At 59.0% G+C, this 13,029-nt stretch carries 11 protein-coding genes; 6 read left to right on the top strand and 5 right to left on the bottom strand.

The genetic code is table 11. The features are described from left to right. Positions 1-18 precede the first annotated feature (18 nt). The 5 genes from yidA to dnaA all read right to left on the bottom strand — a co-directional run bounded on the left by yidA (position 19) and on the right by dnaA (position 7,022). Positions 19-834, bottom strand: a complete 816-nt coding sequence (gene yidA, locus ACSBQQ_RS17305) for a sugar-phosphatase (protein ID WP_033649554.1) — start codon at positions 832-834, stop codon at positions 19-21. Between the two features lie 124 nt (positions 835-958). Next, complete coding sequence (gene gyrB, locus ACSBQQ_RS17300) at positions 959-3,373, bottom strand: DNA topoisomerase (ATP-hydrolyzing) subunit B (protein WP_039568277.1); 2,415 nt, start codon at positions 3,371-3,373, stop codon at positions 959-961. Positions 3,374-3,391: 18 nt separating this feature from the next. Then, complete coding sequence (recF, locus tag ACSBQQ_RS17295) at positions 3,392-4,477, bottom strand: DNA replication/repair protein RecF (RefSeq protein WP_033653950.1); 1,086 nt, start codon at positions 4,475-4,477, stop codon at positions 3,392-3,394. Positions 4,478-4,522: 45 nt separating this feature from the next. Then, entirely contained in the window at positions 4,523-5,623 is a 1,101-nt protein-coding gene (gene dnaN / locus ACSBQQ_RS17290; protein WP_004933892.1) for a DNA polymerase III subunit beta, read from the bottom strand. Positions 5,624-5,627: 4 nt separating this feature from the next. Next, positions 5,628-7,022 (bottom strand): chromosomal replication initiator protein DnaA, encoded by a 1,395-nt coding sequence (gene dnaA, locus ACSBQQ_RS17285; protein WP_080431119.1) that lies wholly within the window; start codon positions 7,020-7,022, stop codon positions 5,628-5,630. A gap of 682 nt (positions 7,023-7,704) precedes the next feature. On the opposite strand from dnaA, the gene rpmH reads away from it, so the two are divergent. From rpmH to ACSBQQ_RS17255, 6 genes are all read left to right on the top strand, one after another. Continuing rightward, positions 7,705-7,845, top strand: coding sequence for a 50S ribosomal protein L34 (gene rpmH / locus ACSBQQ_RS17280; RefSeq protein ID WP_000831330.1), 141 nt, complete (start codon positions 7,705-7,707; stop codon positions 7,843-7,845). 17 nt (positions 7,846-7,862) lie between these two features. After that, a complete protein-coding gene (rnpA, locus tag ACSBQQ_RS17275; protein ID WP_004933883.1) occupies positions 7,863-8,222 on the top strand; it encodes a ribonuclease P protein component in 360 nt (119 codons plus the stop codon). Next, complete coding sequence (gene yidD, locus ACSBQQ_RS17270) at positions 8,186-8,443, top strand: membrane protein insertion efficiency factor YidD (RefSeq protein ID WP_004933881.1); 258 nt, start codon at positions 8,186-8,188, stop codon at positions 8,441-8,443. The genes rnpA and yidD overlap by 37 nt, the downstream gene beginning before the upstream one ends. Before the next feature lie 2 nt (positions 8,444-8,445). Next, positions 8,446-10,083, top strand: coding sequence for a membrane protein insertase YidC (gene yidC / locus ACSBQQ_RS17265; RefSeq protein ID WP_016929601.1), 1,638 nt, complete (start codon positions 8,446-8,448; stop codon positions 10,081-10,083). Positions 10,084-10,179: 96 nt separating this feature from the next. Then, positions 10,180-11,544, top strand: coding sequence for a tRNA uridine-5-carboxymethylaminomethyl(34) synthesis GTPase MnmE (gene mnmE / locus ACSBQQ_RS17260; RefSeq protein ID WP_060429032.1), 1,365 nt, complete (start codon positions 10,180-10,182; stop codon positions 11,542-11,544). 107 nt (positions 11,545-11,651) lie between these two features. Further along, positions 11,652-12,965, top strand: a complete 1,314-nt coding sequence (locus tag ACSBQQ_RS17255; protein WP_060426673.1) for a lysine N(6)-hydroxylase/L-ornithine N(5)-oxygenase family protein — start codon at positions 11,652-11,654, stop codon at positions 12,963-12,965. The last annotated feature ends 64 nt before the right edge of the window (positions 12,966-13,029 follow it).

Here is a 13,029-nt window from a genome sequence, read left to right as displayed (position 1 = left end):
CCGTAGCGCCCCACTTGATCAGGCGTTGAGCACGAACTTCTCGATGGCGCGCGCCACGCCGTCTTCGGTATTGGCGCCGGTGACAAACTGCGCCACCGCTTTCAGCTCGGGAATGGCGTTGCCCATCGCCACGCCGACGCCGGCATACTCGATCATCGCCGTATCGTTGGCCTGATCCCCCAGCGTCATGATGTTTTCCCGCGCCACGCCGAGGTGCTCGGCCAGCATTCTCACCCCGGCGCCCTTATCGACGTTCTTATGCAGGATTTCGAGGTAGTAAGGCGCGCTTTTCAGAATGGTGTAACGCTCGCGCGTTTCCGCCGGGATGCGCGCAATCGCGTTGTCCAGCAGCGCCGGCTCGTCGATCATCATCACTTTCGGGAAACGCATCTGGCGATCCATCTCCTCCACGCTGCGGTATTTCAACGGAATACCGGTCATTTCCGCCTCGTGTATGGTGTATTTGCCGATGTCTTTGTTCGGGGTATACAGGGTGTCAAAGTCAAACGCCTGGTAGTGAACGCCGAGCTCGCGCGCCATCTGCTCGAAGTGCAGATAGTCCTCAAAACCCAGGGTTTCCTGCAGAATACAGGCGCCGTCGGCCGCGCGCAGCACCAGCGCGCCGTTGTAGGTTATGCAAAAATCGCCGGGGCCCTGAATGTCTAACTGGCGCAGATAGTCCTGCACGCCGACATAAGGCCGCCCGGTGGCCAGCACCACGTGCACCCCTTTGCGCCGCGCCGCCGCGATAGCCTGCTTTACCGCCGGCGTGATTTGGTGCTGCGGATCCAGCAACGTGCCGTCCATGTCGATCGCAATCAGTTCAATAGCCATTCAACGCTTCTCCCAGTGGTTTTTTCCCATGCTAACGCGTTTCAGCCTTGGCTGTCAGCGCCAAAAAAGGCGTAAAAAAATCCGCGCGGGTCGCCCGGCGCGGATTTTCACAGCCATTAACGCATCAGATATCGATGTTCGCCGCTTTCAGGGCGTTTTCTTCGATAAAGGCGCGGCGCGGCTCAACCGCATCGCCCATCAGCGTGGTGAACAGCTGATCGGCAGCGATGGCGTCCTTGACGGTCACGCGCAGCATGCGGCGGCTTTCCGGATCCATGGTGGTTTCCCACAGCTGCTCCGGGTTCATCTCGCCCAGGCCTTTATAGCGCTGCACCGACAGGCCGCGGCGCGACTCTTTCACCAGCCACTCCAGCGCCTGCTCGAAGCTGTCTACCGGCTGACGACGTTCGCCGCGCTCGATGAACGCGCCGTCTTCGATCAGCCCGCGCAGCTGTTCGCCCAGCTGGCAGATCTTGCGGTATTCGCCGCCGTGGATGAAGTCGAAGTCCAGCTTATAGTCGGTATCCACGCCGTGGGTGCGGATGCGCAGCGCCGGTTCGAACATCTGGCGTTCGCGGTTCTCGAAGATCACGAAGTCATAGCTGCTGCCGTGCTGCTCTTTGTCGTTCAGCGCCTGCACCAGCGAAGCGATCCAGGTTTTCACCTTGGCCTCATCGCTCAGATCGCCTTCGTTCAGCGTCGGCTGATAGATCAGGTTGTTCAGCAGCGCGCGCGGGTAGCGGCGCTCCATGCGGCCAATCAGCTTTTGCACGCCGTAGTGTTCGGCCACCAGTTTTTCCAGCTGCTCACCGCCGAGCGCCGGTGCGCTGGCATTGGTATGCAGCGTAGCGCCGTCCATCGCGATGGCGATCTGGTACTGATCCATCGCCTCGTCATCTTTGATGTACTGCTCCTGCTTGCCTTTCTTCACCTTGTACAGCGGCGGCTGTGCGATAAACACGTGGCCACGCTCGATGATTTCCGGCATCTGGCGGTAGAAGAAGGTCAACAGCAGCGTACGGATGTGCGAACCGTCGACGTCGGCATCGGTCATGATGATGATGCTGTGGTAACGCAGCTTGTCCGGGCTGTACTCGTCGCGGCCGATGCCGCAACCCAGCGCGGTGATCAGCGTCGCGACTTCCTGCGAGGAGAGCATTTTGTCGAAACGCGCTTTCTCGACGTTGAGGATTTTCCCCTTCAGCGGCAAGATAGCCTGGTTCTTGCGGTTGCGCCCCTGCTTGGCAGAGCCGCCCGCGGAGTCCCCTTCCACCAGGTACAGTTCGGACAGCGCCGGATCGCGTTCCTGGCAGTCCGCCAGCTTGCCCGGCAGGCCGGCCAGATCCAGCGCGCCTTTGCGGCGGGTCATCTCACGCGCTTTACGCGCCGCTTCGCGCGCACGCGCCGCGTCGATGATTTTGCCGACCACGATTTTCGCGTCGCCCGGATTCTCCATCAGGTAATCCACCAGCTTCTCGTTCATCAGCGTTTCAACCGCGGTTTTCACCTCGGAAGAGACCAGCTTGTCCTTGGTCTGAGAAGAGAACTTGGGATCCGGCACCTTCACCGACACCACGGCGATCAGACCTTCACGCGCGTCATCGCCGGTGGCGCTGACCTTGGCCTTCTTGCTGTAGCCTTCCTTCTCCATGTAGCTGTTCAGCGTACGGGTCATCGCGGTACGGAAACCGACCAGGTGCGTGCCGCCGTCGCGCTGCGGAATGTTGTTGGTGAAGCAGTAGATGTTTTCCTGGAAACCGTCGTTCCACTGCAGCGCCACTTCCACGCCGATGTCGTCTTTCACGGTCGAGAAGTAGAACACGTTCGGGTGGATCGGGGTTTTGTTCTTGTTCAGGTACTCGACAAACGCCTTGATGCCGCCTTCGTAATGGAAGTGATCTTCACGGTCGGTGCGCTTGTCCTTCAGGCGGATAGACACGCCGGAGTTGAGGAAGGACAGCTCGCGCAGACGCTTGGCCAGAATGTCGTACTCGAAATCGGTCACATTGGTGAAGGTCTGGTGGCTCGGCCAGAAGCGCACCATGGTGCCCGTCTGTTCGGTTTCGCCCACCACGGTCAGCGGCGCCTGCGGCTCGCCGTGGCTGTAAGTCTGTTCGTGCACTTTGCCTTCGCGGCGGATCACCAGCTCCAGTTTCTCCGACAGGGCGTTAACCACCGAGACGCCCACGCCGTGCAGGCCGCCGGAAACCTTATAGGAGTTGTCGTCGAATTTACCGCCGGCGTGCAGCACGGTCATGATGACCTCTGCGGCTGAAACCCCTTCTTCCGGGTGAATGCCGGTCGGAATGCCGCGGCCGTCATCCTGTACCGATACCGAGTTGTCGGCATGGATGGTGACCTGAATGTCACTACAGTGGCCCGCGAGCGCTTCGTCGATAGCGTTGTCCACAACCTCGAATACCATGTGGTGCAGACCGGTGCCGTCATCGGTATCGCCGATATACATGCCCGGGCGCTTGCGCACCGCATCCAGCCCTTTTAATACCTTGATACTTGAGGAGTCATAAGAATTCGACATCAACGTTTCTCGCTCATTTTAGTCCTGTGGTTGAACCTCTATTTTACCCTGTTCCACGCGGAACATCTTGCCCTTTTCACCGGCCATGTCGGTCACTTGTTCAGCGCTCACCGCGCTGACAAAAACCTGGGCCTGGGTGGCTTTCAGGCGATCGGCCAGCAACCGGCGACGGCCGGTGTCCAGCTCGGAGGCAAAATCATCAATCAGATACAGGCAACGCCGCCCGCTCTGCCGGGTGAGAAACTCACCCTGCGCCAAGCGCAACGCGCACATCAGCAGCTTAAGCTGACCGCGCGATAACAAATCCTCTACCGGCGTGCCGTCGGCACGAATGCGGAAGTCCGCTTTATGCGGCCCCACCGCGGTATAGGTCAACGCCCTGTCGCGCTCGAACTGGCGCTCCAGCAGCTCGCCGTAGTCGCTCTCTTTGTCCCAGCCGCGCTGGAAGGAGAAGGTCAGGGCGAATTCAGGCAGAAACTGCGCGCAGGTCGCGGTGATATCCGCGGCGATCGCGTCGCTGTATTCCGCCCGCCATTCGCTGATGCGCTCCGCGAGCGGGATCAGTTCCTGATCCCAGGCGCGGATCTGCGCATAGCGACTCACCTGGCGCAGCGCGGCATTGCGCTGCTTCAGTAACCGTTTCAGGTTGCTCCAGGCGGTGAAAAAACCGGGTTCGTTATGAAAACAGCCCCAGTCCAGGAAGGCGCGCCGGAATTTCGGCCCGCCGTTCAGCAGGGTAAAACCTTCGGGGGTGATCAGCTGCATGGGCAGCAGCTGCGCCAGCTCGGCCACCTTGTGGCCATCGCTGCCATCGATGCGTACTTTGCTGTCACCCTGACGGCTCTTGCTCAATCCTACCGACAGCTCGCGCTCCGCGCCTTCGATGCGGCCGTGCAGCACGAACTCCGGCTGGTCGTGGCGAATGACCCGACCGGCCTGCAGGCTGCGAAAGGCGCGGCCGTGGCCGAGCGTATACACCGCTTCCAGCACGCTGGTCTTGCCGCTGCCGTTGGCGCCGACCAGGAAGTTGAATCCCGGCGCCAGCGCCAAATCCGCCGCCTCGATATTGCGGAAATCTTTAATCAATAAACGCGTCAGAGCCATGCAATCTCTTTACCGATGACGGTGCTGTAATTCAAGGTAACGAGACTACAACCGCATTGGCATGACAACGTAGGCCGCCGCCTGGCTGGCGCCGTCTTCGATCTGCACGCTGGAGACCGAATCGGTCAACAGCAGGCGCACGTCTTCACACTTGAGCGCGTTCAACACGTCCAGCACGTAGCTGACGTTGAAGCCGATCTCCATCTCCGCGCCGTCGTAGCTGACGTCGAGGATCTCTTCCGCCTCTTCCTGCTCCGGGTTGTTGGCGGTGATCTTCAGCTGGTTCTGGCTGACGTACAGTCGCACGCCGCGGAATTTCTCGTTCGAGAGAATCGCCGCGCGGGCAAACGCCTGCTTGAGCAGATCGCAGCCGGCTTCCAGCGTTTTATCCGGGTTCTTCGGCAAGACGCGGCGATAGTCCGGGAAACGGCCGTCAACCAGCTTGGAGGTGAAGATGAAATCGCCGACGTGGGCGCGAATGTTGTTGCTGCCGATCTGCAGCTGCAGCAGCGAATCGCCGCCGTCCAGCAGGCGCACCAGCTCCATCACCCCTTTACGCGGCACGATCACCGAATGCGACGGCAGCTGTTGGCCGATCGGCATCGAGCACACCGCCAGGCGGTGGCCGTCGGTCGCGACGGTGCGCAGTTCTTCGCCTTCGGTTTCAAACAGCATGCCGTTCAGGTAGTAACGCACGTCCTGATGGGCCATCGAGAACTGGGTGGCTTCGATCAGGCGCTTCAGCGTCGCCTGCGGCAAGGTGAACTCCACCTCGCTCTGCCAGTCGTCCAGGTTCGGGAAGTCCGCCGCCGGCAGCGTGGACAGCGAGAAGCGGCTGCGGCCGGACCGCACCAGCATGCGCTCGCTTTCCAGCGTGACGGCGATCTCCGCCCCTTCCGGCAGGCCGCGACAGATATCAAAGAATTTACGCGCGGGCACGGTGGTCGCGCCCGGCTCGTGCGGTTGGGACAGGGCGACGCGCGCCACCATCTCCATCTCCAGATCGGTGCCGGTCAGCAGCAGGGAGCCTTCCGTCACCTGCAGCAGCAGGTTGCCCAGGATCGGCAAGGTCGGGCGGCCGCCCAGCGGGCTGCTTACCTGTTGCAGCGGTTTTAGCAGATGCTCACGTTCAACGATAAATTTCATAGCGCTATGAAGATAATGTTCTGATTAAATTGGAGAAATCTTCTTTGATGTCGTGACTTTCCTCACGCAGCTGCTCGATCTTCCGGCAGGCGTGCAACACCGTGGTATGGTCGCGGCCACCAAACGCATCGCCGATTTCCGGCAGGCTGTGGTTGGTGAGTTCCTTCGCCAACGCCATCGCCATCTGGCGCGGGCGGGCAACGGATCGCGAACGCCGCTTGGACAGCAAATCCGCGACTTTAATCTTGTAATACTCCGCCACCGTCTTTTGGATATTGTCGATGGTGACCAGCTTTTCCTGCAGCGCCAGCAGATCGCGCAGCGCTTCGCGCACGAAATCGATGGTGATGGCCCGGCCGGTAAAGTTGGCGTTGGCGATCACGCGGTTCAGCGCCCCTTCGAGCTCACGCACGTTGGAACGCAGGCGCTTGGCGATGAAGAACGCCACTTCGCCCGGCAGGCGGATGTCGTTTTCGTCGGCCTTTTTCATCAGGATCGCCACGCGGGTTTCCAGCTCCGGCGGCTCGATCGCCACCGTCAGCCCCCAGCCGAAGCGCGACTTCAGACGATCTTCCACCCCGTTGATCTCTTTAGGGTAGCGATCCGAGGTCAGGATGATCTGCTGATTGCCTTCCAACAGAGCGTTAAAGGTATGGAAGAACTCTTCCTGCGAACGCTCCTTGTTGGCGAAGAATTGGATGTCATCGATCAGCAAGGCGTCGACCGAACGGTAGTAACGCTTAAACTCTTCGATGGCGTTGTTCTGCAACGCTTTGACCATGTCCTGCACGAAGCGTTCCGAGTGCATGTAGACCACTTTGGCGTTGGCCTTGCGCGCCATGATGCCGTTGCCGACCGCGTGCAGCAGGTGGGTTTTACCCAGGCCGGTGCCGCCATACAGGAACAGCGGGTTATAGGCGCCGCCCGGGTTGTCCGCCACCTGACGAGCCGCCGCGCGCGCCAATTGGTTGGACTTACCCTCGACGAAGTTGTCGAAGGTGTGTTTGGGGTTGACGTTGGAGCGGTAAGAGAGCTCGGGTTGCGCCGCCGCGTTGTCCCAGCTCGGGCGCAAAGGCGCGGCCGTGCGCGCCGCGGGGGCCACAGGGGCGCTGCTGACGCTGGCGGTCACGGTCTGGCTGATCACCTGCGCGATCGGCTTGCTGCCGACTTCAAAACGCAGCAAAGGCGCGTCCGTGCCGCAGAAATCATTCAGCAGACCATTGATGTTGTTTAAGTACTTATCGCGAACCCAATCCAGCACAAAGCGGTTAGGCGCATACAGCGCCAAGGTGTTGTCACTCAGTTCCGCCTGCAATGGGCGTATCCACATACTAAATTCTGTGGCAGGTAACTCATCCTGCAATCGGGCAAGACACTGCTGCCAAAGCGAAAGTGACACGGCGGACTCCACTCGAACAAGATCAATAAAGAAAAGAAACGGGCAACTTTTTTATAACTCATGATTTTTGACACATACCCGGCATCGGCGGTTTGCCTGTGGGGGATGCGAACCGCCTTTCACGGTTTGTGTCCCTCACGATCCCGGCATGAGGGATCGCGATCGGAATGACGGATCATAGCGCAATCCGCGCAAGAGATCCTCCCCTTCCTCACAGATTAGATCCATTTTATCCACAGGCCGCGGCCGGCGGCGATCTTTTCACCGTCGGCGCCGGATGACCGCGCAGATCCCGGCCGCTGCGCCGCATTTTTTACATTGTCAACCGGTTATACCCTGTTATCCACGCCGGATCCTGCGATCGCGCGCAAAGGATCTCTCGGGGATCCTTGCGATTTCACCCCGAGTCCGTATAATCTTCGCCCTACGTGTGATACCTGGTTCCTTATGGTGCGTCATTAGCCAGACAGGATTCTGCGGTGACCACGGGCCAAGACCGGATTTTGTTCCGTTATTGGCAGACAACCAGGTAGGCTGGCGCGATGTGAATTGACTCAGGACTGTACAATTATTACAATCCCGCTTCTTTATGTATTGCGATTGAGGCGTCGGTCATCTTCACGCCGAGTAGCCAAACGCGTTTACTGATCAGTAATTATTTTAAGTTTAGGTAGAAATCGCTATGAAACGCACTTTCCAACCGTCCGTATTGAAGCGCAACCGTAGCCACGGTTTCCGTGCTCGTATGGCCACCAAAAATGGTCGTCAAGTTCTGGCCCGCCGTCGTGCGAAAGGCCGTGCTCGTCTGACTGTTTCTAAGTAATAAAGCTAACCCGCTGAGTGGTTAAGCTCGCTTTTCCCAGGGAGTTACGTTTGTTAACTCCCACTCATTTCACTTTCGTCTTCCAGCAGCCACAACGGGCTGGCACGCCGCAAATTACCATCCTCGGCCGCCTGAACCAGCTGGGGCATCCCCGCATCGGTCTTACCGTCGCCAAAAAACACGTCAAACGCGCGCACGAGCGTAATCGGATCAAACGCCTAACCCGCGAAAGCTTCCGCCTGCGCCAGCACGAATTACCGGCGATGGATTTTGTCGTGGTGGCCAAAAAGGGGATAGCGGATTTGGATAACCGCGCGCTGACGGAAGCTTTGGATAAATTATGGCGTCGCCACTGTCGCCAGGCTCCCGCATCCTGATCGGGCTGGTGCGGGCCTATCAGCTCGTCATCAGTCCGCTGCTAGGGCCTCGTTGTCGCTTCCAGCCGACATGCTCTCATTACGCAATTGAGGCATTAAGCAGGTTTGGCATGATAAAAGGCAGTTGGTTAGCATTGAAACGCGTATTAAAATGCCACCCTTTGAACCCAGGTGGCGATGATCCGGTGCCGCCAAAAACCGACGATAACAGAGAACACTAACGATGGATTCGCAACGCAATCTTCTCCTCATCGCTCTGCTGTTCGTGTCTTTCATGATCTGGCAGGCATGGCAAACGGACAACGCTCCGCAGCCGGCCGCACAGACCACGCAACAGACTTCGAACGCAGTAGCCGGTGATGCCGCCAGCCAGGCCGTGCCAGCCAGTGGTCAGGGTAAGCTGATTACCGTGAACACCGACGTGCTGTCACTGACCATCAACACCCGTGGTGGCGATATCGAGCAGGCTAAACTGTTGGCCTACCCGGATACTCTGGGTTCATCGACTCCGTTCCAACTGCTGGAAACCACTCCGTCGTTCGTCTATCAGGCGCAAAGCGGCCTGACCGGTAAAAACGGCCCGGACAACCCGGCCAACGGCGAACGCCCGCTGTATCAGGCGGCGCAAGACAGCTACACCCTGCCGGAAGGCCAGGACGAGCTGCGCATCCCGCTGACCTACACCGATAAAGACGGCGCAGTCTACACCAAGACGTTCGTGCTCAAACGCAACCACTATGCGGTCGGCGTGGATTACAGCATCGACAACAAAGGCGCGACGCCGCTGGAGCTGACCCTGTTCGGCCAGCTGAAGCAGACCACCGAATTGCCTAAACACCGCGACACCGGCAGCAGCAACTTCGCGCTGCACACCTTCCGCGGCGCGGCGTACTCGTCCAGCGAGGACAAGTACCAAAAATACGCGTTCGACAAAGATGAAAACCTGAGCGTCACCACCAAAGACGGTTGGGTCGCCATGCTGCAACAGTACTTCGCCACCGCGTGGGTACCGGCGACCAAAGGTGACAACACCTTCTATACCGCCAAACCGGGTGACAACCTGTCCACCATCGGCTTCAAATCTACGCCGGTCGTGGTGCAGCCGGGTGCTCAGCAGCAGCTGAACGCGACCCTGTGGGTCGGCCCGGAGCTGCAGGACCAGATGGCCCAGCTGGCGCCGCACCTGGATCTGACCGTGGATTACGGCTGGCTGTGGTTCATCTCCCAGCCGCTGTTCAAACTGCTGAAGTTCATCCACGGCTTTATCGGTAACTGGGGCTTCTCCATCATTATCATCACCTTCATCGTGCGCGGCATCATGTACCCGCTGACCAAGGCGCAGTACACCTCGATGGCGAAAATGCGCATGCTGCAGCCGAAGCTGCAGGCGATGCGCGAGCGCATCGGCGATGACAAGCAGCGCATGAGCCAAGAGATGATGGCGCTGTACAAGGCGGAGAAAGTGAACCCGCTCGGCGGCTGCCTGCCGCTGATCATTCAGATGCCGATCTTCCTGGCGCTGTACTACATGCTGATGGGTTCGGTCGAGCTGCGCCACGCGCCGTTCGCCCTGTGGATCCATGACCTGTCGGCGCAAGACCCGTACTACATCCTGCCAATCCTGATGGGCGTGACGATGTTCTTCATTCAGAAGATGTCGCCGACCACCGTGACTGACCCGATGCAGCAGAAAATCATGACCTTCATGCCGGTGATCTTCACAGTGTTCTTCCTGTGGTTCCCGTCCGGTCTGGTGCTGTACTACATCGTCAGTAACCTGGTGACCATCCTGCAGCAGCAGCTGATTTACCGTGGTCTGGAAAAACGTGGCCTGCACAGCCGCGACAAGAAAAAAAGCTAAGCGTATTGTAGGGGTTCGGCGCGCCGACCCTTGCAGTCACCCCAAAGGCGGTCATTAGACCGCCTTTTTGCATCTTAATCGTCAGAGAGAACCGTTATGAGCACCACCGATACCATCGTAGCCCAAGCCACCCCGCCGGGACGCGGCGGCGTCGGCATTCTGCGCATTTCCGGAAGCAAGGCCAAAGACGTCGCCCAGGCGTTGCTCGGCAAGCTGCCGAAGCCGCGCTACGCTGACTATCTGCCGTTCCGCGACGCCGCCGGTGACACTCTCGATCAGGGCATCGCGCTGTGGTTCCCCGGGCCGAACTCCTTTACCGGCGAAGACGTGCTGGAACTGCAGGGCCACGGCGGGCCGGTGATCCTCGATCTGCTGCTCAAGCGCGTGCTGGCGCTACCCGACGTACGCATCGCCCGGCCCGGCGAGTTCTCCGAACGCGCGTTTCTCAACGACAAACTCGATTTGGCGCAGGCCGAAGCGATCGCCGACCTGATCGACGCCAGCTCCGAGCAGGCGGCGCGTTCGGCGATGAACTCGCTGCAGGGCGCGTTCTCCACCCGCATCCACCAGCTCGTGGAAGCGCTCACTCACCTGCGAATCTACGTGGAGGCGGCGATCGACTTCCCGGACGAGGAAATCGACTTCCTGTCCGACGGTAAAATCGAGGCGCAGCTCAATGACGTGATGGCGGATCTGGACAACGTGCGCGGTGAAGCGCGCCAGGGCAGCCTGCTGCGCGAAGGGATGAAGGTGGTGATCGCCGGGCGTCCTAACGCCGGTAAATCCAGCCTGCTCAATGCGTTGGCCGGGCGCGAAGCGGCGATCGTCACCGATATCGCCGGCACCACCCGCGACGTTCTGCGCGAACACATCCATATCGACGGCATGCCGCTGCACATCATCGACACCGCCGGCCTGCGCGACGCCAGCGACGAAGTGGAGCGCATCGGCATCGAACGTGCATGGAACGAGATCGAACAGGCCGACAGAGTGCTGTTTATGGTTGACGGCACCACCACCGCCGCCACCGAGCCGGCCGAAATCTGGCCGGAGTTTATGGCGCGCCTGCCGAACACGCTGCCGATCACCGTGGTGCGCAACAAGGCCGACATCACCGGCGAAACGCTGGGTCTGACAGAAGTGAACAACCACTCGCTTATTCGCCTGTCGGCCCGCACCGGCGAAGGCGTCGATGTGCTGCGCGATCATCTTAAACAGAGCATGGGCTTCACCAGCAACATGGAAGGCGGCTTCCTGGCGCGCCGTCGCCACCTGCAGGCGCTGGAACTGGCGGCGCAGCATCTGGTGCAGGGCAAAGAACAGTTAGTGAGCGCTTACGCGGGCGAGCTGCTGGCCGAGGAACTGCGCCAGGCGCAGCTGGCCTTGAGCGAAATCACCGGCAAATTCACCTCAGACGATCTGCTGGGCCGCATCTTCTCCAGCTTCTGCATCGGCAAATAATCGCCTGCGGGCGCCATATCCTCTTCGGCGACCGCATTTTACGTCTCCGGCGCCAAAACTCACCTAAGCTTATCTCATCAATTTTTCCGCGTGAGAGATAAGCTTAAATGAACGAACCTTTCGACTTGATTGGCGTGGGATTGGGGCCTTTCAATCTCAGTCTGGCCGCTCTGGCCGCCGAAAGCGGCGCCGTCAACTATACCTTTCTCGATCGTAACGCGAGCTTCCGCTGGCACCCCGGCATGCTGCTGCCTTCCGCTTATATGCAGACATATGTGCTGCAGGATTTGGTTACCGCCGTCAGCCCACGCAGCCAATTTTCATTTATTAATTACTTGGTAGAACAGAAAAAAATTTATCGGTTTTTAATCACCGAGCAGCAAATTATCAGCCGAGAAGAATTTTCCGACTATCTACGCTGGGCCTGCGAAAGATTAGACGGGCTACAGTTTTCACAGTCCGTAGAGCGCATTGATTTTGACGATGAAAAGAGTTTGTTCAAGGTAACCACCCATGATCAGACGCTGTGGGCGAAAAATATCTGTCTGGGCACCGGCCATAACCCTTGGTTACCGAACGCGTTTTACCCGGCGCTGGGCGAAAACTGCATGCATGCCGCCGAAATAGCCCTGCGCAATCCGGACTTCAGCGGCAAGCGAGTTATGGTGGTGGGCGGCGGCCAAAGCGGCGCCGATGTGTTTTTGAACGCATTGCAGGGGCACTGGGGCGAACCGGCGCAGCTGGACTGGCTCTCGCGCCGTCCCAATTTTCAGCCGCTGGATGAGTCCCCCTTCACCAACGAATACTTCACTCCCGAATACGTCGACTATTTCTATACACTGCCGTCAGAAATCCGCGAGCGTGAAATCAAAACACAGAAATTGCCGGCAGACGGCATCAGCAATCATACGCTGCGAACCCTGTACCGTGAGCTATATATGCGTTTTGACGTGATGCGCCAGACGCGCAATGTGCGTTTACTGCCTCATCGCACCCTACTGGCCATCGAATCAATGGGTGAAGCTTTTCATCTGTGCACGCTTCACGGCCTGGAAAATCGCCAGGAAAGTTTCAGGGCCGATATCGTCATTCTGGCCACCGGCTATCGCGCTTCGCTGCCCGCTTACCTGAAACCCTTGCTGCCGCGCATTCCTCTCGATGCGGAACAGCATCTGCCGCTACTGCCGAATTTTAATCTGGACTGGCTCGGGCCGGAGCAAAATCGAATTTATGCGGTTAATGCCGGAATACACAGCCACGGCAGCGCAGAAGGCGGACTGAGCCTGATGGCCTGGCGTTCAGCCCGCATCCTCAATCACTTGCTGGGTAAGCCGTGCTTTGATTTGGCACCGAACGCATCAATGATCCAATGGTGGAGCGATGCCGCGCCGGGCGATATCTCTACCACCGCTGATAAATAGGATAATCCGCATAGCGTTTTTTGATGATAAATCCTCAACTTAGTCTTAATCTAACACCCCTGCG

Source organism: Serratia sp. G204Y (assembly GCF_051172435.1).
In the GTDB taxonomy this organism is placed as follows: domain Bacteria; phylum Pseudomonadota; class Gammaproteobacteria; order Enterobacterales; family Enterobacteriaceae; genus Serratia; species Serratia sarumanii.
Note: the sequence above shows the minus strand (reverse complement) of the source record. Positions and strands in the feature narration are given on the sequence as shown.